Annotated in this window: 17 protein-coding genes; 8 read left to right on the top strand and 9 right to left on the bottom strand. The window is 41.9% G+C overall.

Annotated features, from left to right (window positions below; genetic code table 11):
* Positions 1 to 103: 103 nt before the first annotated feature.
* The gene (locus tag V7L29_RS25580; RefSeq protein ID WP_334688423.1) at positions 104 to 1,069 is read right to left on the bottom strand and encodes a VOC family protein; all 966 of its coding nucleotides are present in this window, start codon (positions 1,067 to 1,069) and stop codon (positions 104 to 106) included.
* Between the two features lie 297 nt (positions 1,070 to 1,366).
* Positions 1,367 to 1,996 carry a Uma2 family endonuclease gene (locus V7L29_RS25575; protein ID WP_334737194.1) on the bottom strand — a complete coding sequence of 210 codons (630 nt, stop codon included), beginning with the start codon at positions 1,994 to 1,996 and terminating at the stop codon, positions 1,367 to 1,369.
* A gap of 61 nt (positions 1,997 to 2,057) precedes the next feature.
* Here V7L29_RS25575 and V7L29_RS25570 point away from each other — a divergent pair, with 61 nt between their 5' ends.
* Positions 2,058 to 2,198: a hypothetical protein gene (locus V7L29_RS25570; protein WP_334688425.1), complete on the top strand. Its 141-nt coding sequence runs from the start codon at positions 2,058 to 2,060 to the stop codon at positions 2,196 to 2,198.
* A 6-nt stretch (positions 2,199 to 2,204) separates the two neighbouring features.
* On the opposite strand, the gene V7L29_RS25565 is transcribed toward V7L29_RS25570, so the two are convergent.
* The 7 genes from V7L29_RS25565 to V7L29_RS25535 all read right to left on the bottom strand — a co-directional run bounded on the left by V7L29_RS25565 (position 2,205) and on the right by V7L29_RS25535 (position 8,395).
* Positions 2,205 to 3,572 (bottom strand): NAD(P)/FAD-dependent oxidoreductase, encoded by a 1,368-nt coding sequence (locus V7L29_RS25565; protein WP_334688426.1) that lies wholly within the window; start codon positions 3,570 to 3,572, stop codon positions 2,205 to 2,207.
* A gap of 54 nt (positions 3,573 to 3,626) precedes the next feature.
* Positions 3,627 to 3,872, bottom strand: coding sequence for a hypothetical protein (locus V7L29_RS25560; RefSeq protein WP_334688427.1), 246 nt, complete (start codon positions 3,870 to 3,872; stop codon positions 3,627 to 3,629).
* A 39-nt stretch (positions 3,873 to 3,911) separates the two neighbouring features.
* Positions 3,912 to 4,577 (bottom strand): cytochrome c oxidase subunit 3, encoded by a 666-nt coding sequence (locus V7L29_RS25555; RefSeq protein ID WP_334688438.1) that lies wholly within the window; start codon positions 4,575 to 4,577, stop codon positions 3,912 to 3,914.
* Positions 4,578 to 4,693: 116 nt separating this feature from the next.
* Positions 4,694 to 6,376 (bottom strand): cytochrome c oxidase subunit I, encoded by a 1,683-nt coding sequence (locus V7L29_RS25550; RefSeq protein ID WP_334737193.1) that lies wholly within the window; start codon positions 6,374 to 6,376, stop codon positions 4,694 to 4,696.
* Positions 6,366 to 7,286 (bottom strand): cytochrome c oxidase subunit II, encoded by a 921-nt coding sequence (locus V7L29_RS25545; RefSeq protein WP_334737192.1) that lies wholly within the window; start codon positions 7,284 to 7,286, stop codon positions 6,366 to 6,368. The genes V7L29_RS25550 and V7L29_RS25545 overlap by 11 nt, the downstream gene beginning before the upstream one ends.
* A gap of 24 nt (positions 7,287 to 7,310) precedes the next feature.
* Positions 7,311 to 7,904 (bottom strand): DUF2231 domain-containing protein, encoded by a 594-nt coding sequence (locus V7L29_RS25540; RefSeq protein WP_334737191.1) that lies wholly within the window; start codon positions 7,902 to 7,904, stop codon positions 7,311 to 7,313.
* On the bottom strand, positions 7,901 to 8,395 hold the full coding sequence (locus V7L29_RS25535) for a DUF2231 domain-containing protein (RefSeq protein WP_334688431.1): 495 nt from the start codon (positions 8,393 to 8,395) through the stop codon (positions 7,901 to 7,903). The genes V7L29_RS25540 and V7L29_RS25535 overlap by 4 nt, the downstream gene beginning before the upstream one ends.
* 682 nt (positions 8,396 to 9,077) lie before the next feature.
* Here V7L29_RS25535 and V7L29_RS25530 point away from each other — a divergent pair.
* The 7 genes from V7L29_RS25530 to V7L29_RS25500 all read left to right on the top strand — a co-directional run bounded on the left by V7L29_RS25530 (position 9,078) and on the right by V7L29_RS25500 (position 20,743).
* Positions 9,078 to 9,890, top strand: a complete 813-nt coding sequence (locus tag V7L29_RS25530; protein WP_334688432.1) for an SDR family oxidoreductase — start codon at positions 9,078 to 9,080, stop codon at positions 9,888 to 9,890.
* Positions 9,891 to 10,308: 418 nt separating this feature from the next.
* Entirely contained in the window at positions 10,309 to 12,438 is a 2,130-nt protein-coding gene (locus V7L29_RS25525; RefSeq protein ID WP_334737190.1) for an amylo-alpha-1,6-glucosidase, read from the top strand.
* Positions 12,439 to 12,506: 68 nt separating this feature from the next.
* Positions 12,507 to 12,761 (top strand): hypothetical protein, encoded by a 255-nt coding sequence (locus V7L29_RS25520; protein ID WP_334737189.1) that lies wholly within the window; start codon positions 12,507 to 12,509, stop codon positions 12,759 to 12,761.
* A gap of 234 nt (positions 12,762 to 12,995) precedes the next feature.
* The gene (locus V7L29_RS25515; protein ID WP_334737188.1) at positions 12,996 to 13,934 is read left to right on the top strand and encodes a cation diffusion facilitator family transporter; all 939 of its coding nucleotides are present in this window, start codon (positions 12,996 to 12,998) and stop codon (positions 13,932 to 13,934) included.
* 60 nt (positions 13,935 to 13,994) lie between these two features.
* On the top strand, positions 13,995 to 16,391 hold the full coding sequence (locus V7L29_RS25510) for a glycoside hydrolase family 15 protein (RefSeq protein WP_334737187.1): 2,397 nt from the start codon (positions 13,995 to 13,997) through the stop codon (positions 16,389 to 16,391).
* A 489-nt stretch (positions 16,392 to 16,880) separates the two neighbouring features.
* Positions 16,881 to 19,022 carry a beta strand repeat-containing protein gene (locus tag V7L29_RS25505; protein WP_334737186.1) on the top strand — a complete coding sequence of 714 codons (2,142 nt, stop codon included), beginning with the start codon at positions 16,881 to 16,883 and terminating at the stop codon, positions 19,020 to 19,022.
* Positions 19,023 to 19,666: 644 nt separating this feature from the next.
* Positions 19,667 to 20,743, top strand: coding sequence for an AI-2E family transporter (locus V7L29_RS25500; RefSeq protein WP_334690433.1), 1,077 nt, complete (start codon positions 19,667 to 19,669; stop codon positions 20,741 to 20,743).
* The last annotated feature ends 144 nt before the right edge of the window (positions 20,744 to 20,887 follow it).

The following is a 20,887-nucleotide window of genomic DNA, read 5'->3' as shown; positions in this document are numbered from 1 at the left end:
CAAGATGATATTTTCACGCTAATTTTATGATTATACATTGCAAAGATTTTTCTCAAAGAGTTAAGAATAAGCGCTTCTTTGAGCAGCGATAATTTCACTTGCATCATTCCGCAATTAGCAATATTGTGTGTCCGTTCGGATCTTTAACTAAACAACCTTGCTGATAAGGTAATAAACTATCAGTAAACTGCACAACCCGCGATGACACAAACTGAACCTCGTTCTGCCGCAGCCTATCTACAACCTGCTCAATATCATTTACGACTAACTCAATTTGCATATGTGTAATATCACAACTTTTCCAATCACTTGGTATTGGACGAGCGTTTGCAGGCGTAATGTAATCTAAAAGTTCAATTCCCACCCCATCTTCAGGTGGTCGCAAACCTGTAATTCTGACTTCGGCCCCTGGTAAATCATCCATCCGAGCTTGCGTCTCACCTTTGTTAAGACTGCGGCTATCTACCTGCATTCCCAGAAGGTCGCGGTAAAATTTTAGACTCTGCTCGGTGTTAGAAATAGCGATCGCACTATGATCAATTCCTAAGAACAAGCGATTTCTGTTTTGATGCCATTTATCTTTTCCTTTATCAGCAGGAAACCAAATTAACTCTAAATCATGACCATCAGGGTCTTTAAATTTAAAGGCGCGGACTCCAGCAGATGCTTCATTATCAGGTGGTATTGTCTGTGGAGTAATTGAAATGGGTTGAATGGGAAATGAACGCACTTGTGCATAGGCGCGATCTATATCACTCACCACAATTGCCAGATGTTGAAACCACAGGTCATTGCTTTGTGAATCGCTGGGGATGGGTTTTCCTTTAATGTTGAGATACTCTATCAACTCGATTAGTTCATCTCCAAGTCGCAAGGTAACAATGCGAATTTTTGCCCCAGTCACATCTTGCAGGTCGCTGTAATCTTGTCCTTCAACAGTGATGTCAGAAACGAGTTCAAAACTGAGTGCTTGCGTATAGAAATCCAAGGAGCGATCGCAGTTTGTCACCGTTAATCCAATGGCTCGAATTTTTTGCACCTGTACATTGGTATGAGTAGGCGTATTCATCAATAAGGCTCCTTTTCCCCTTTCCCTTTTCCTCAGCCCATACTATTTGAGGGTAACGAATGGGCAATTGAGGAAACTTTTGCTGCTAGTCTAGACTATAACTTATAACAGCATTTGAAAAATATATACTTGAGAACGTTAGTATAGAAGATTATCCACAAGGCAAGGAGAGAGGGGAAGTAAAGGTAACTCTAAAGGGGGTAATACTACTGCTTTGGCTAGACCACCAAAACCCAAAAAATAAGCGCGATCGCCCTCCTTACCCCCTTTAACCCCACATCCCAAAATCTTTCCTATCTAACCCATCTGCCCCCTAACCCATTCCCTAATTTTTTGTCGGAAAACCCGTCTTCCTGCCATGCGGTATCTTTCAATTAGTGATGGAATCTCTTGAATATTCAGATTAGGAAACACTAAACTTGTTTCCCTTTTCAGATATTCCTCTCCTTGCAACTGGTAAATTTTGATTTCTCCAGAGTCATAAGACCAGATTTCAGGTACACCTAATCGTGCATAGATAGGAAAGCGATCTAAAGATTTACTGGTAACATCAATTTCTAAAGCTAAATCTGGAGGTGGGTCTTGATTTAAATCAAACTTGAGTTTGCCTCGAATTAAAGCTTCATTTTGGAAATAAAAACAATTATCAGATTCGATCCCAGCCTTTTTTAGTTCTCGTTTCCAGGTAGTTGAGCCGTAACACTCATAATCTAGCTCTAAAACTTCAGCTGTATCTTTGATGATGTCACCAATGATTTCCTTGTAATATTCATGTTTTGGTAATGGTGTCATAATCTCTAATGCACCATCATCATAAGCTACTCTAGCTGCACGACTTTCACCTAAGTCTACTAATAAATTTTCAAATTGTTGCCAACTGATATTGTAGAGAACTACTCGATCGGCGCGACGTTCAGTTAGCAGCATAATTCCTCGCAGAATCAGTAATAAGTAAAGAACATGGTATAAATTTTAAAATTCACAATTGATGACTAAACAACATCAAAATTTATCCTATTCTATTTTATCAATGATGATTGATGAATACTTTCAAACTTTAACCACTTCCCCTCGCACAACTTTCAACGAGAAGCGATCGCTATACTCCTCAATCACCAAGACATCCTAAGTCCCATTAGTCCCTTTTATCTTCGTCTCCTAACATTTTCAATAACTTTCTGGCAACTAAAGCGCCCACAAGCCCAGCACCAACTAATTCTACTGCTTGCACCACTTTTTTACCTACATCTTGAGAGTCGAGGTGGTGGTGAAAAATCTCTTCATCCACCCATTCAGTTGTGGCTTTGAAATCATGAATTGGTGTTGGCAATAGCGTTAAATAAGTGCCTTGACGGATTAAATGCGCAGGTTCGCCTGCAACTTCAAAAACATTGAAAAGGTTAGCAGCAGCATCATTTATCCCCAATTTCAAAAGGGTTCCCCGGATATTAATCTTAGCAGGTTTTAGTTCTTCTCCTAACGCTAATGCTTTCAAATTACTGGCAATATTAGCCCCTTGTTGATAAGCAACTTGGGCTGTAGGTGGTTGCAAATTATCCTGAACTACTGTACAGTCACCGCCTGCAAAAACTTCTGGAAAGTCGAGCAGTTGCATGGTAGGAGTGACTAGGAGGCGACCTTGATGATCCCGATGTTCTTTGGGAATTGCCAAATCTTTAATTAGTGGATGGGTGGAAGTGCCAGCTGTCCAGACTGTAGTATGTGTTGCTAATGTCTCAATTTGCTGATTGCGCTTATATTCAATTGAGTTAGGACGAATAGCAGTGGCTTCAGCTCCTGTGAGCATTTCAATTTGTACAGTGCGTTTTTGTAATTCTTTCTCAGCAATTGGGCGTAGTGGATCGTTAATATCGCCATCAAGGATTTTTTGACCATGATTGAGGAGAATCACACGGATTTCATCAGAATTGCCTCCCAAAGCGCTATACCAAAGTGGAAGAAAATCAGCTAAAGTTGCTGTCATTTCCACGCCGGAAGAACCACCACCAACTACGACTACTGTTAACAGTTTCCGGCGTTCTTCTGGATCATTGGTTTGGATTGCTTTATGTAAACAATCACGTAAATGCCGCTCTAGAGCGATCGCATCTTCTTGCGTCCAGAAAGGAAAAGCGTTTTCTTTGGCTCCCTCAACTTGATGATAGGTAGTAACGCTACCCAAAGCTAATACTAAATTGCTGTAGTTGTAGGAATTTCCAGAAGTTAATTTGACTGCCTTTTGATCCAAGTCTATCGACTCAACTGTATCTTGAACAAAGATGACACCACTACCTTTAAGTAATTCCGAAAAACGTGGCACTACTTGGAAGGTATCCATCTCGCCATCGAAATATTCATAGAGTAATGGCTTAAAGCAAAAGCGCTCGTTTTGATCAATCAAAATCACAGAGCGAGGATAATGTTCGTGAGCTAGGTGTAAGGCTGTAAATAGTCCCGTAAAGCCACCACCGACAATCACAGTTTGATAAACTGGGCTGTTCATAGAGTCTCTTCCAAATATTGTGAAAGTAGGATGTTTAATTAATCAGAGCTTCAACTAGATGAATATAAAGAAAGCAATCAAAAGAATGCTAAGGATCACAGCGAATGCAATAGCGTATTCAACTCGGCGACTAAAAAATCCTACAGCAGCAATTAGAGCGATCGCCAGCCCAACAATGCCAACATACTGCCCTTTTTGTAAATTGTGTGCAATTAGGGGGTCTTTCTCTGGTACTGGAGTTTCCTGAATTGTTTTTGGGGCGAGTTCTGAGGCTGGTAGCTCTTGTAAGAATAAATTCATAAAATTACTCCTGAAAATACTTGGAATTTCTAAACATTTTTATGCCCGCCAAAGGTAGAGAAGCGAGAAAAGGAAGACCCAAATTACATCAACAAAGTGCCAAAAAAGAGTGGTCGCACTTGCACCGAAGTGAGTCTTATTATAATTGCCTGGAATGAAGGAGCGAATCAGCATAATTATCTGAAGCACAACACCAGCCAGAACGTGTAGACCGTGGAAACCTGTCAGCAAGTAGAATGTGGAACCAACTAATCCTGTAGTGATCTTGAAATCGAGATTTTTCCACTCAATTAATAGACCAATCAGAAAGTAAGTTCCCATTGCGATCGTCATCAGCCACAGCCAGCGAAATTTATTGAGTTGATTACGCTTGAGAGCATTTTCTGCTGGTTGAATGATAAAGCTACTGGAAAGTAATACTACCGTATTAATAATCACAGGTGTAGATAATTCTGGGCCAGAAATACCAGACGGTAGCCACTTATTAGTAGTCAGTCGCAGAACAACATAAGTAAAGATAAAACTCAAAAAGATGATGCTTTCCGACAGCAGAAATACAGCAAACCCGAACATTCCCTTACCATGATGATCTTCATGACTTCCGCCACCACTTGGCAGAAAGCGCTGTAACCAATTCGGTAAGCGTCGTCGCCACTGGTCAAAACGGATCGGACTTTCATCTATATGAATGTTGCCACGTTGCATAATTTTGGGCATTGGGAATTGGGCATTGGGAAGAGACAAGGTAGACAAGGAAAAGGGGGGAGATAAGGAAGAGACTTGTTCAATAATTTCCCCTTGTCTCCCCTTGTTTCCATTCCCTAGTGAGACTCACCATCATTAGAATTTTCCACGAACGAATATTTTGGATCGCCATAGTCGTAAGGAGGTCTGTTGACAACAGGAATCTTTTCAAAGTTATCTCGCGGAGGTGGTGAGGAAATTGTCCATTCCAATCCCGTAGCGTGCCAGGGATTATCGACTGCTCTGGCTCCATATAGCCAGGAACCAACAATGTTAGCAATAAAAGGCAGTGTCGATGCTCCTAGTAAGAATGACCCCAGGCTAGCGATGACATTCCATCCTTGATACTGTGGATCGTAGGAAGAAACTCGGCGTAGCATCCCTTGTAAACCTAATGGGTGCATGGAAAAGAAGGTGATATTGGCAGGAATAAAGGTCAGCCAAAAATGCAGCTTACCCCAACCCTCGGCATACATTCTTCCAGTTATCTTGGGGAACCAGTAGTAAATTGCCGCGAAGATTGCCATTGTAATCGTGTTAAAAACGATGTAGTGGAAGTGTCCCACAACAAAGTAAGTATTATTAACGTGGATATCAAATGGCGTGGCAGCAAGCATTACACCAGTAACACCGCCAAAAATAAACATCGCTGCACCTCCCATTGCAAACAGCATTGGTGTCTCTAGGTGCAGCTTACTCCTCCAGATAGTTGCAGTCCAAGCAAAGGCTTTAATACCAGTGGGTATGGCAACCAACATTGAGGTAGCCATGAAGGTCATCCGCATCCAACCAGGGGTGGCACTGGTGAACATGTGATGTACCCAAACAAAGATGCTGATCAAAGCAATACCTAAGGTTGCGATCGCAACTGACCGATAACCAAATAGGGGATTGCGAGAAAATGCAGGCAAAACCTCAGCAAAAATGCCGAAGGCTGGTAGTGCCATGATATAAACTGCTGGGTGAGAGTAGAACCAGAATAGGTGTTGGTAAATGATCGGATCGCCATTTCCGTCCGGTTTAAAAAATTGTGTACCGAACGAGAGGTCAAGCAACAGCAGGATCAATCCAGCCGTCAAGGCAGGCAAATTAATCAGCTGCAACAACTGGGCGCTAAAAACTGACCACACAAAGACGGGCATTCGGAAAAATGTCATCCCTGGTGCCCGCATCCAAAAGATAGTGGTTACAAAGTTGACAGCCCCCATAATTGAAGAGATACCTATTAGTACTAGGCTAACTATCCAAATGAATTCACCGTTAATGAACTGATCGCCTGGAACTTGCAGACTAACTGGTGGATAAGACCACCAGCCAGCTTGTGCAGTCCCGTTAGGTAGGAAGAAGCTAGACAGTAGTAAAAGACCAGCTGGTGGCAGAATCCAAAAGGAGATGGCGTTGAGCAAGGGAAAAGACATGTCCCGCGCTCCTATCATTAGCGGCACTAAGTAGTTAGAAAGACCTGCATTAAAGGGAATAATCCACAGGAAAATCATGATTGTCCCGTGCATGGTGAACAAACCATTGTAGAGGGGACGGTCAACTAAATTTGATTCCGGGGTGAGCAACTCAGCCCGGATGAGCATCGCCAACAGCCCGCCAATCAGGAAGAAAATGAAGGTCATTACCATGTACTGAACTCCAATCACCTTATGATCGGTGTTGAAGCTGAAATATTCCCGCCAAGTATTCTCAGACTTGTTCTGGTAATTTTTCGATTCTTGATCCCCGGTAATATCTTCACTCAAATCATGTGTCATTATTTATCTTCCTTTTATTCGCTACGGCAGGTTGAGCCGGTGCGACGGTGTACCAGCCGCTATTAAACAATGTTTTCGGTGGTTGGATATTTTCGGCAACTGCCTGATTTGCTGGAGTTTGTTCGCTATTAGCAGTTTGCGTGAGCCACTGGTTATATTTATCAAGGGATTCAACGTATACGTCCGTTTCCATTAAGGCAAAGTAAGTACCGCTATATTGAGAATCTTTCAGCCGATATTTACCTGGGCGAATGGGTGTTAGCACAAGATTAATCTTGCGCCCTGGAATAATATCCTGCTTTAAGCGAAATTCAGGGACGTAGAAACCGTGGATCACATCCTGCGCTTGCAGATTTAAGCGAGTGCTGCGATTGATCGGCAGATGCAGCTGATTACTAGTAACATTATTTGGATAACGAAAAGACCAATCCCACTGTTTAGCGAAAACATCGATAGTTTCAGACGCAGGTTTGGGGACATCGCTGACAGTTGCGGCGTAGGCAGGTGCAGATTCTAGGGGTGTGTGCAAATGCACAATTTGGTTTAGACCGAGAATATTTAATTGCTGATAAATATTGAAGCTTTGCAAAGCAATCCACACTACTAACAAAGTCGGGGTTGCTGTCCACAATATTTCTAGTCTCGCATTACCTCTAGAGGGGTGTCCCTCGCTGTAGTCTTTCGGATTGGCACGATGGAAGACGATCGCATACACCATAGTGCCAACCAGCCCCAGGAAGATGAATGCTCCAATTGAGACTAAGAAGCTAAACAAATCATCTACCCGTTGTGCTTCTGTTGTAGCTTGAGGAGGCATCCAAGAAAACGCCTGCTGCCCAATCCACCGACTGATGATGAGCAGCACTGCTACATAAAACGCCATTAATACATATTCAAAAACACTAAACATAAAATTCGATAAATTCTCGTTTAATTATTTGTTGTAAAGATTTTTGGAAATGGTATTAGCAGCGGTAATGTGAATCCCAAATTCCTCTCCCAATTGCGCCCCCAAAGTTCCGTGAACGAATAATATGCCCATTATCGCAATGCCTGCTAACAAGTAACTCCACTGCACCTGCCTGGAAGCATCTTTACGCCAGCGGTAGCGTTGCAAACCTCTCCATACAGTCATGCCTACAATGATCCCCAACAACAAAACGCCACCCAAACCATGTAAAAGCATTGTCCAACCAGCATTTAACCCCCAAACACTCTTTTGATCAACTGGTGGATTTGCCAACAGTAGCTCAAAAAAACCAGCAGCAACCGTGAAAAACGTGATAGCTGCTGCTGCTATAAGGTTGTACCAGCCGACATCAAAAAAGCTAGAACGGATGACTGTCAATCCCAAAAATTTGAAAATTGGCTTTTCTAAGGGAAACAGCGCTCCTGCTATATCAAAAACGATCCCAATGATCAACAAACCCAGCGTTAGATGCACCAACTGCGGATGTACAGGAATTTCGTAGGGTAATCCGTTAGCACCCAGCCGCAATCTCAACTGTTCAATCAGTTGCCAGTTCATGGTGAAACTCCCTGTTTCATGGCTTGAACTACAGGCTCTACGTGCAACCCATATACCCAAAACAATTTACTTCCCAAATACACTTGCAAAAACACTAGGCATACTAAAAATGTTGCAGCACCCAGGTAAGCAGCCGATATTTTTCGGGGGTTGCGGTTGCGAATCACAAAACGCCAAGCTGCGATCGCCACGACAATAGCCGCCAGTGACCAACCCAAGATAGTATGATAATTCAACGTTGGCTGAACGGCTTGGTAGATGTTTGCCAAACCTGCTTCAAACTGACCAAAAATCACCGCTACAAAAATGGCTGCCGAAGCAACAAACATATTCCAGAAACTCACCTCAAACAAACGCACGTTGCGGGTGAAATAACCCAGCACATCGCATATGAAAGAAAAAAGCACCATCGCGATTACAAAGTGGACGATGATCGGGTGTAGAGGGTCAGGGTATGGTAAATCTTGGTTATTCAGAGACAGACTAGGCATCGCTTTCTCCTTCATGGATCTAAGTATGTAGATGCATTGCATGGAATTGCCATCCGCCTAACGCACCACTCATATTGTCAAGAATACTACTGCTAACGCCGCAGCTAAACCTATTAAAAAACATTAAAAATTTGCGATGCACTTCAATTTTGAAAGTAAATTTTTAAATAAACAGCTTTATACAAAATTGCTATTATTCTTGATTTGGTCTCTTAGATTGGCTATTTGACAATAGCCAATCAGACATTTTAGAGGCGGCTAAAAATGCCTAACGTCTTATATGGTTCTCTTCTTTAGGTCATTTAGATTGATTAACTGAAAATTTTACTTTAACTAATTACACAAGTTGCTCTGAATATACCATAAATTTTTATTAAAATTAAAATAAGCTTTAAAATTACAACTTTACAAATCTTAAAACTAAAGACACCCTGTTGTCACAGAAATGATAAATAATTGAAATATTAATCAGTCAAACAATATACTATTTATCTTTCTTTAGATAGATTAGGAAAATACTGGGTATTTCTTACACTAAAAAAAGTTTTGCTCTAAAAATCAAAACTTTATTGATTTGAGAATCTAAATCGCCAACTTACATACTACGCTCAGAAAGCAAAAATATCATGCAAGTGTTCAGATACTTGCAACAAATGCAACTTTTAAAAGTACCGAAAGCATTATGAGCTATTCCCCTAACCTGCTCAAAGGTCAAAAAGCACTTGTGACAGGTGCTAGTTCTGGCATTGGTGAAGCTATAGCTCACCATTTGGCCGCATCAGGTGCAGCAGTAGCTGTTAACTACCATTCGGAAGCTGAAAAAGCCGAAAAAATTGTCGATAATATCAAAGTCGCTAATGGAGAAGCATTTGCCATTCAAGCTGATGTCAGCAAAGAAGACGAAGTAAAAGCGATGTTCAGCAAAACGCTCCAAGAATTTGGCACTATTGATATTTTAGTGAGTAATTCGGGCATTCAAAAAGACTCAGCATTTATAGATATGACCCTTGACCATTGGAACATGGTCATTGGACTAAACCTAACAGGACAATTCTTGTGTGCGCGAGAAGCTGCAAAAGAATTCTTGCGTCGAGGTGTCAAGCCTGATATTTCATCTGCCGCAGGTAAGATTATTTGCATGAGTTCCGTGCATCAAGTAATACCTTGGGCAGGGCACGTTAATTATGCTGCTAGCAAGGGTGGTATAAATATGATGATGCAAAGTATTGCTCAAGAACTTGCTCCCCACAAAATTCGTGTCAATAGTATTGCCCCTGGTGCCATCAAAACTCCAATCAATAAATCAGCTTGGGACACACCAGAAGCAGAGGCGAACTTACTCAAACTGATTCCAGCAAAACGAGTGGGTGATGTTGATGATATTGCCAAAGCAGCAGTTTGGCTGGCTTCTGATGACTCTGATTATGTTAACGGTATAACAATGTTTGTAGATGGTGGCATGACCTTATATCCAGGGTTTGAGGACAATGGTTAAACCAATTCGCAATTCGCAATTCGTAATTCGTAATTACGTTTTGTAATGGGGATTTGAATTAAGCATTCAATTCGTGCTGCCTGTAGAGGCAGGGGAATTAAACTGAATATACTTTGTTAAAAAAGGGATTAGGCACTAGTACAGCGCGGCGGAAATAAACAACCCATTCTAAATCAACGAAACGCTTACGCTGTATTCATTTTGACTTTTGACTTTTGACTTCCGCCTTGCGGTACTGGGGACTAATAAAGAATAAAGCTACCTCCTATACCTGTACTTTCTACCTCCTGCCTTTTTAATGCAAGGATTTGTGATAGCGGTAGCGATAGCGCAGCGTTAGCGACGTAGGAGCGTCTTTGGGATTTTAGATTGTTCAATCTAAAATCTAAAATCTAAAATTATTCTGCCTTCTACTCATATGCCCACAAAAGTTATTGTCAATCCTAATCTGATCACAATTAACGATGGTTCCTCGTTTTTAGTTACAGCTAGTGATGGTTCCATTGATGACAATCAAGCCCAAGGTTTTTTTGTTCGTGATACACGCTTAATTTCTTATTACGAAATTTCTCTCAATCGTTACCAACTTTTACTGCTAGCTTCTAGTAACATTACGCATCACAGTGCGCTTTACCAATTCACAAACCCGGAACTTACGACTGTCAACGGCATTTTCCCTTCTGGTAGTTTGCTTGTAACCATCCGGCGCGACATTGTAGGAGGGATGCACGAAGATATCGAGATCACCAATCATCACTTAGAAGCAGTTGAGTTTCAACTGATGTTGGCGATTCGTTCAGACTTTGCAGATATCTTTGAGGTGAAAGCAAAGAAGATTTTGACACGGGGAGAGACAGCAACAACATGGAAAGATGGAATACTTTCTACGGAGTACCGTAACGGTTCTTTTGTCCGAGGCATTGTAACTGAGACAGTTTGTGCAAGTTCAACAGCAAGATATGCAAACGGTCGTTTGATGTTTGATGTAGCGATCGCTCCTGGTAAAACATGGCATACTTCTATCAACACTACAGCCAAAGCCAATGGAGAAATCCTCAAACCTCAAGAAAACTCTACTGTGTCTGACAATACAAAAGCTGGAGAGATCAGTGATGAATTTCTGACTAATGCGACAAAGTTGCGATCGTCTAATGCTGATATTCAAGGATTTTATCAGCAGGCGCTTGTTGATATGGGAGCCTTGCGGATTGAAGTAGATGATAACGGCCATAAGTTTTGGATGCCTGCGGCTGGTATTCCTTGGTTTATGGCTGTCTTTGGACGGGACTCTATAATTACCAGCTTGCAAACGATGGCAGTTTACCACGATTTTGCTCGTGGTACGCTTGTGAGGTTGGCTCAACTACAAGCAACTGAGTTAGATGACTGGCATGATGCCCAACCAGGCAAGATGCTGCATGAACTGCGTGAAGACGAGTTAACTAAAATCAATCAACTCCCATACAATCCCTATTACGGAACGGTAGACACTACCATTCTCTGGATTATTACTTTAGCTGAAACCTATTCTTGGAATGCTGACCTGGGGATGCTCTCTGAGTGCCGATCGCCACTAGATAAGGCACTGAGTTGGATTGATAAATACGGCGATTTTGATGGCGATGGATTTGTTGAGTACTTAACTCATTCCAAAAAGGGATTAGCCAATCAAGGTTGGAAAGATTCAGGTGAATCAATGGTTTACCCGAATGGGAAATTAGTTGATCCCCCAATAGCTTTGTGTGAAGTTCAAGGTTACGTCTACGATGCTTGGCTAAAAGCAGCTTTAATTTATGAGATGTGGGGAGAAAAAGAGCGATCGCAAAACCTCCGTCAAAAAGCAGAATCACTTTATCAACGATTCAATGAACAATTTTGGATGGATTCAGAAGGATTTTACTGTCTTGGCTTAGATAGCAACAAGCAGCAAATCCAATCGATCACCTCAAATCCTGGGCATTTACTCTGGTCTGGTATCGTCCCCCAAGAACGAGCGAAAAAGGTGGCCCTGCGACTTTTTCAACCAGATATGTGGTGCGGTTGGGGTGTGCGGACTCTCTCATCTCAAAATCCAGCTTATAACCCAATTAGTTATCAAAGAGGAAGTGTTTGGCCGCATGATAACTCGATAATTGCCGCCGGCTTAAAGCGTTACGGCTATCACAAAGAAGCAAACCGTATTGCTGAGGGTATTTTTGCTGCTGCTAATTATTTTCAATCTGGGCGGATGCCAGAATTATTTGCTGGAATTGAACGCCAAGAGAATAACTTTCCTGTGCCTTATCCAGATGCCAATATTCCCCAAGCTTGGGCTGCTGGCTCGATTCTTTTACTGATTCGCACCATTTTAGGACTTGAAGCCGATGCACCACAGCGAAAGTTAAAGGTACAGCCTTCACTACCAGAGTGCTTATCAGATTTGGAACTGACAAATCTAAGTGTAGGAGACGCTACAGTTGGATTGCGCTTTTGGCGAGAAGGGAAACAAACTCAATGGGAAGTTACCAATAAGACAGGCAAATTAGAAGTAGGACTTATGCATCAGTAACGAAAAATCAAGGGTTTGGGCTGGGTATTGGTTATCGAGTTGAAGAGGTTTCAATAGCAAAGGGATACTTGGAGGTTCTGGAGAGGGATAAATTCGTTTCGGAGACTACAAAAGCTATTTTGGAGATCGCAAAAGCTATTTCGGAGATTACAAAAGCTATTTCGGAGATCGCAAAAGCTATTTCGGAGATCGCAAAAGCTATTTCGGAGATTACAAAAGCTATTTTGGAGACAACAAAAGCTATTTCGGAGACAACAAAAGCTATTTCGGAGACAACAAAAGCTATTTTGGAGACTGCAAAAGCTATAGCGCTTCTTAATTGAGTCGAATACAGACCTAACCCCCAACCCCTTCCCTACAAGGGAAGGGGAGTAAATTCAAAGCCTCTGACGCCACGTGCTTTAAGTCAGCAGAGCTACCCAACGCAGTGGCTCCTCCTTTTAGGAGAGAGGTTAAAGTGTATTGCATACAAACGAAAAGCGCTATATTTTCGGAACTCTCCTCTACCCCTAGAGCCTCTTTAACCCTATTTTTTGGATAGCTACTTCTTTACAATCATGGCAACTGATTCATCTAATAAAACCATTTTTGCGGCGATGGGGGCTAACTTAGCGATCGCTATTACTAAATTTATCGCCGCTGCCATTACGGGTAGTTCTGCCATGATATCTGAGGGTATTCATTCGATGGTAGATACTGGCGACCAACTGTTACTTTTGCTGGGAATTCGCATGAGCCAAAAGCCAGCTGATGATCGCCATCCGTTTGGTTACGGCCAAGAACTTTACTTTTGGACTTTAATCGTTGCTATCCTGATCTTTGCCATTGGCGGCGGCATGTCAATTTATGAAGGAATTACTCATTTAATTAATCCCAGCCCTTTAAAAGACCCAATGTGGAATTATATTGTCTTAGGTATGGCAATATTATTCGAGGGTTTTTCTTGGATTGTGGCTTTAAAAGAGTTTTTGCCGACCAAGGGGAAGCAAAGTTTCTGGCAAGCAATCAAAAACAGCAAAGACCCGACAGTATTTACAATATTAGTTGAGGATTCTGCCGCAATTTTAGGTTTAATCGTTGCTTTGCTCGGAATCTTATTAGGAGATTTATTTAATAATATTTATTTTGATGGCATCGCCTCTATTGTTATTGGCATTATCTTGGCTATAGTAGCAATAGTACTAGCTAGGGAAAGTAAAGGATTATTAGTTGGTGAAAGTGCTAATCCTCAAACTATAAGCAATATTCGTTCCTTGTCAAAAACCGAACCAGGAGTACAAGAAGTTATGCGTGTCCTAACAATGCAGCTTGCTCCACAGGAAGTATTACTCAACTTAGAAATCCAGTTTTCTAAAAATCTTACAGGTGAGGAAATAGCATTAACTGTGGAGAGCTTAGAAGCAAAACTTCGCCAACACCACCCAGAAATAAAACAAATTTTTATTGAAGCAAAGTCCTTAGTTGCTACTCGCAAATCTTCTCAATCTTCTGAATAAATTATTAATCCCACAAATATCAACTACAGCATTTTCAAAATGCATTTCAAACAAGAAAGTATGGTAAAAACTATTGGTCAAACACAGGCTTTTGGCTCACCTGGTCTTGATCCCCGATGGACTCAGGCGAGTAAAGATGGAGTAGGAACAGCTTACTCTACTTCCAGTAACATTTGGTTTACTATCTGGAACGGTGTTGTCACAGAAGTCTACCATCCCACAGTGGACAGACCGCAAATTCGGGATTTGCAGTACCTAATTTCTGACGGGAAAAGCTTTTTCCACGAAGAGAAACGCCATCTCGAATCAAGAGTGGAACCGATGTGGACTCATGGTTTAGGATATCGGATTATTAATTCTGATCCACAAGGACGTTATACCGTAATTAAGGAAGTGATTGCTGACCCGCATTTATCCTGTATTTTACAACACACAAAATTAACAGGAGAGCGAGAGTTTCTTTCCCAACTCCATTTATACGCTTTGTGTGCGCCGCATCTGGAAGTCGGAGGTATGGGTAATAATGGTTACGCTATAGAAGTTGCCGGGCATGATCTTCTAATAGCTCAAAAAGGAGGAACATGGTTGGCGTTGGGTGCAACGGTTCCCTTTACTCGTCTTTCCTGTGGCTATGTAGGTAAAAGTGATGGTTGGACAGATTTAGCTGATAATTTCCAGATGGATTGGGAGTTTGACAGCGCTGTGGATGGCAATCTGGCTTTGACTGGAAAACTAAATCTAGATAATAATAATGAGTTTACTTTAGGACTGGCATTTGGCAGCAATCTGCACAATGCAATTTCCACACTGTTTCAGTCGCTGAATATTCCTTTTGAACAGCAGAAGCAGCAATACAACGAACAGTGGAAGCGATCGCGCCGGGGCATCCACTCATTAGAAAATATTTCTTTTGATGATGGGAAGTTGTATAACAACAGCATTAGTCAACTTTTGGCCCATGAAGACAAAACCTATCCAGGTGCTTTAATTGCATCTCTTGCCATCCCTTGGGGTGAAGCTAAAAACGACCAAGACCAAGGAGGATATCACCTTGTTTGGACGCGGGATCTGGTCAGCAGTGTTGCAGGGTTAGTGGCTGCTGGAGAAACTCAAACAGCAGTGCGATCGCTCATTTATCTTGCCACCAGCCAACAAGAAGACGGTGGTTTTGCCCAGAATTTCTGGGTTGATGGCACACCCTACTGGAAAGGTATCCAGCTTGATGAAGTGGCATTTCCGATTCTACTGGCATGGCGATTACACCAAGAAAAGAATTGCTTAAACTTTGATGTTTATCCAATGATTCTACGGGCGGCGGGTTATTTAATTCGTCACGGCCCTGCTACGCAACAAGAACGCTGGGAAGAAAACAGCGGTTATTCACCATCAACACTGGCATCTAATATTGCCGCCCTAATTTGTGCTGCTCAATTTGCTCGTGAAAGTGGGGATCAAGCAACAGCAGAATTCATCGAAGAATACGCTGATTTTTTAGAATCTCACATTGAAGCTTGGACAGTTACTACCGAAGGAACCCTAGTTGCTGGCATCAAACGGCACTATATCCGGATTACTCCTACAGATATCAATAATCCTCAACCCAACGAAAATCCTAATCAAGGAAATATTTTCATCCGCAATCACCCACCTGGTGAAGCAACAGAATTTCTGGCGAAGGAAATTGTCGATGGCGGATTTCTGCAATTGGTGCGTTACGGAATTCGTAAACCTGATGACCCAATTATTGTTGATTCTGTGAAAGTAATTGATGCAGTCTTGAAAGTAGATACACCCGTTGGGCCTTGTTGGCATCGTTATAACCAGGACGGCTACGGACAGCAAGAAGATGGCAATGCGTACACGGGTTTCGGTAAAGGTCGTGCTTGGCCTCTCTTGACAGGAGAGCGAGGACATTATGAATTAGCTGCTGGTGGCGATATCAAAACATATATCAAGGCGATGGAAGGATTTGCTTCAAACACTTGTTTGCTGCCAGAACAGGTTTGGGATGAAGCAGATAGACCTGAGATTCATATGTATTTGGGAAAACCAACAGGTTCTGCGATGCCTTTAATGTGGGCACACTCGGAGTACATCAAGCTGCTACGGTCAAATCATGATGGTCAGGTGTTTGATTTTATTCCAGAGATAGCGAATCGCTATTTAGGCGATCGCTCTGAGTGTAAATTACTGGAAATTTGGAAGTTTAACCGTCAAATAGACAAAGTTAAAAAAGGTCATACACTGCGAATTCAAGCTTTAGCATCTTTTCAATTGCACTGGTCACAGGATAATTGGCAAACTGTACAAGATATACCTTCTACTTCCACAAAGTTAGGAGTTAATTTTGTAGACATCTCTATTTCTGATGACCAGCAACAGCCAATCAGCTTTACCTTTTTCTGGATTGAAAGTAGTAAATGGGAACAGCGCAACTATCCGGTTGCAATTGAGTAGAAGTAATTAGCTTAAAAATTAACCCTTGCACAGGTAAAGTCAGAGTTACGCCAGTACAAGCAGGTATTATCCAATAGGAGCGATCGCGCCAACCATTATCCCTTGATAACTACTAGTTCTTTTAGTAACTAAGTAAGTAATCTGCTCAAGGTGAGTTATGAACCAAAAAAAACCAACTGATGCTCAGTTATAGGCATATGGTTTAGCGCAGTAGACCTAGTACCACTGCGCGGAAGTCAAAAGTCACTCATTCAAAAGTCAAAAGAGTTGTATTCTGGGCTTTTGCGCCATTTTGAATGGTATGGGTTACAGCCAATTCTCAATTGGCACTGATACAGTGCTGCTAACAACAGCGTGTTCATGCTTTTTAAAAAACTGATTTGTCAATACTCCATCATAAGTAGAAAAAATGTTCGCAAGTCGTAGTAATATCAAGACGAACTTTGAGCGCAATTTTTATACACCTCAAGACAAATTGCAGTAATATCAATGGCTATATTTACCGTTACTAATACCAACAACAGTGGTGCAGGTTCACTGCGGCAGGAAATTCTAGATGCCAATGCCCTGACAGGAAAAGACATAATCAAATTTGGTGGACTGATTACTGATGGACTAGCTCATACCATCAGTTTGACTGGTAGTGGTCTGAGTATCACAGATGACCTTGCCGTTGAAGGTACAAATCCGAACTTGCTAACTATTAAGGATGATACTGCTTCCCGTGTTTTTGATATTGCCAGTGGTGTAACAGCTACAATCAACGGGCTGACTATTACCAATAGCTACAAAGGCACAGCAGGGGGCGGTGCTATCTCCAATGAAGGCATCCTTACCTTGAGCAACAGTATCATCACTGGCAACACAGCAAATAGCAACGTCACCCTCTACGGACAACTCATCGGGGAAGGTGGTGGTATTTACAACACTGGCAGCCTCGCACTAAACAACACCATCATCACGGGCAACATAGCAAACACTAATATAACAGACCCCGACGGAAAGATTTACGAGGGTGATGGTGGTGGCATTTATAACACTGGTAACCTCACAGTGAACTACAGCAATATCACTGGTAACTTTGCGAGCGAGGGCGGCGGCATTGACAACACTGGTAGCCTCACAGTGAACCACAGTACCATTAGTGACAACTCGACTCCTTACTACGGTTCCGGTGGTGGCATTTACAACACTGACATCGCCACAGTGAACTACAGCACCATCAGTGGCAACTCATCGGAGGAGGGCGGCGGCATGTATGGTCATAATGGCACTATAACCGTGAGTAATAGCATCATCAGTGGCAATAAGTCAGTGAGAGATGGCGGCGGTATTGGCATCGAGAATAGCACCTTATCAGTGAGTAAGAGCAGCATTAGTGACAACTTGGTAAGCAGCGGAGGCGTTGGCGGTGGTATCAGCTCTGAGTATGAAAGCGATGTGCTCGGCAGTAGCACCCTATCAGTGAGTAATAGCACTATTACTGGCAACTCTGCGAGCGCGGGCGGCGGCATCTTTACTGGTGGATACAATGGCCAAAAGAGCCTAAGCGTGAGTAACAGCGCCATCACTGATAATAAGGCAGTGGCATACGGCGGCGGGATCTGTGCTGGCGGGCAGTCTGAAATTGTAACTCTGAATAACAGCCTCATCAGTGGCAATACGGCAGGGACAGACGGTGGCGGGATCTATAATCTCTCCGTCCAGGATGGATTTTTTGATACCCTAAACTCTATTGGGAGTAATATTGGCAGTATATACGCCGACACTATAACTGTAAATAATAGCCTCATCAGTGCCAATAAGTCAGGGGCAGATGGCGGCGGGATCTATAATTTTGGTACTATAGCCCTGAGTTATAGCAGTATTAGTGGCAACACAGCACTTGAAGGTGCTGGCATTTATAACGATGGTATCTATTCCCCCTCCCTAGACTCATTTCCAGGTAAAGAAGGATATGGTAGCGTTACTGTGAGCAGTGGCATTATCAGTGACAATAATGCATCAACTGGAGGCGGTATCTACAATTATGGGAACCTATCGGTGAGTAAGAGCATCATTAGTCATAATTATGCTAGCGACGAAGGCGGCGGCATCTACAACTCTAGTTTTGATGCGGGCAACAACACTAATGGGGATAATTTAGGCATTGTTACTGTGAGTTATAGCACCATTAGTGGCAATAGGGCAGGGACAGCCGGCGGTGGCATCTACAATGATAAGGACGTAGACTTTGGCTTACTTGTTTATACTAACAGAGGTGCGTTAGTTTATACACAGAATCAAGTAGGGATAGTTACCATGACTTATAGCACCATTAGTGACAATCAGGCACATTTTGGTGGTGGTATCTACAACAATGGCACTCTAACAGTGGGCAACAGCACTATCAAGCATAATAAAGCTTTTGGAATCGAACTCACTTCTGGTATTTATCAGTCTGGGGATGGTGGCGGCATTTACAATAATTCTACCAATGCCACTGCCACAGTGGACTACAGTACCATCGCTTGTAACTTTGACATCTCACAAGAGGATTCAACTAAGGTTATCAAGCATGATGATGTGGCAGGTAAGTTCATCAATAAGGGACATAACTGGATTGGCACTACTATTACTGCTACTGCATAATTTTCATAAGCTGGCTGGACTGGTTTGGGTTTGAGGAAGTTTAAGAATTTCATGACGCCGAGAAACGCAACTATTACCAGGATTCTTATTTGTTGAGGCGCTCGCTCTCCCTAATTGCAGTAGACCGAAAACTTTTTAAAGTTGACGAAAAAATAAGAGTTTCAGGCGATGCTTTGGGGGGCTTTCATCACGACCACAAACGCTCGCTCTTAAATAGAACTTTTGCAGAAATATTTTGTGATAAATTAGGGGGTTTACTAATACCAGAATTGTTGAAAACTCATCCGGTAAGCTGAAGTTCGTAGTTGTAAAGTGTAGTCTTTTTACCCCAAACAAGCGTTTAAATTCCCCCTCGGTTAAGCTTTTGGTTTGTTCGTATTGCATATTCTCTCAAGATGCTTACTGGCAACCCCTTTAAAATACCATAAAATATTTCTGCAAGAGCTCTAGTGTTAATAGTAATTTATTTTCTATGGTGATAAAATTATCTGAGAATATAATGGTTGAATTTTTGATTTTAATAGAATCACACTTGTCCAATCAATTATAAAGATTTGAGTAAATTTATAGAAGGGTACAACCTGTTGAGTCCGTTCAACAGATAATAGCAAGATGAAAGAGATATCGGATGAACAATAACTAATATGGCGAATTATGATGATACAGACAATGGATGGTCGCAGTTAACTCGTGGCGCACCATTGGCAGTAATGGTAGCTCTAGCACTCTATATCCTATACCAACTTTTACCAGTATTAGAACTTTTAATTGTTGCAGCATTGATTGCTTTAATTTTGCGAACGCTATTAGAGTTTTTGCAAAAGTTAGTCAAATCACAGGATCTTGCTGTTCTGCTACTAATTGGATTAATCGTTGGATTTGTTGTAGTATTAGCTACTGTAGTCCTACCTAGTGTGACGTTCGAGTCTCAAAAATTAATCAAAACATTACCAACTTATCTCAATACATTGACAGGAGAAGTTGAGCGCCTACGTCAGAAATTCAGTTTTATTCCGGACATTTCCCAAGCTCTAATACAATTACGGAACTTGAGCGAACAATTACTGAGTGGAGTACCAGTTTTCTTAGGTGAAGCTTTGAGTTTAACTGTAGAGTTGGTAGCGACATTAATTCTAGCGCTTTACATGGCTTACGATCCTAATTCCTTAGTGAAAGGGATTTTAAGATTAGTACCTCGGCGACATCATCAGCGGTTTAAACGAATCCTTAATGCTTGTGAGATAAGATTGCGGGGTTGGATTTTTGGGACAGGGATAGCGATGATATTTCTGGGTGCTGGAGCAACATTTGGACTTTTGATTTTGGGGATTCCCTCAGCCCTGCCATTTGGGATTATTGCGGGTTTATTTGAAATAATTCCTTACTTTGGTTCGATCATTGGAACTTTTTTACCAGCATTAGTAGCACTGAGCATTTCACCAATAAAGCTAGTATTTGTGGTGATCCTATTTTTAATAATGAATCAAATAGATGCCCACATTGTTCAGCCTTTGGTGATGGGTAAGCAAGTTAATATCCATCCGGTAATGGTGATTGTGACATTTCTGGTAATGGGTAAGTTATTTGGATTTATTGGTTTGCTGCTTGCAGTGCCTGCGGCGGCAGTGATAATTACGCTTATTGATGAGTTTACGCTTGAAGAACCTGCTTTAGAGGAAGTAGGAATTGAAAGTAGAATAGATGTTAACTCGAATGAGTAATACCGTTTCACTTTAATAATGATACAAATACGTTGGTAGGGGCACAGCAATACTCATTGGTGTCAACTTCAGAAAAAATCTACTTTGAGAGGAGTTTTGCCCTCATCCCCTAACCCCTTCTCCCAAGTTGGGAGAAGGAGAACT

It is taken from the genome of Nostoc sp. (assembly GCF_036916575.1).
In the GTDB taxonomy this organism is placed as follows: domain Bacteria; phylum Cyanobacteriota; class Cyanobacteriia; order Cyanobacteriales; family Nostocaceae; genus Nostoc.
The sequence above is the reverse complement of the archived record's forward strand: the minus strand, read 5'-3'. Positions and strand labels throughout refer to the sequence as shown.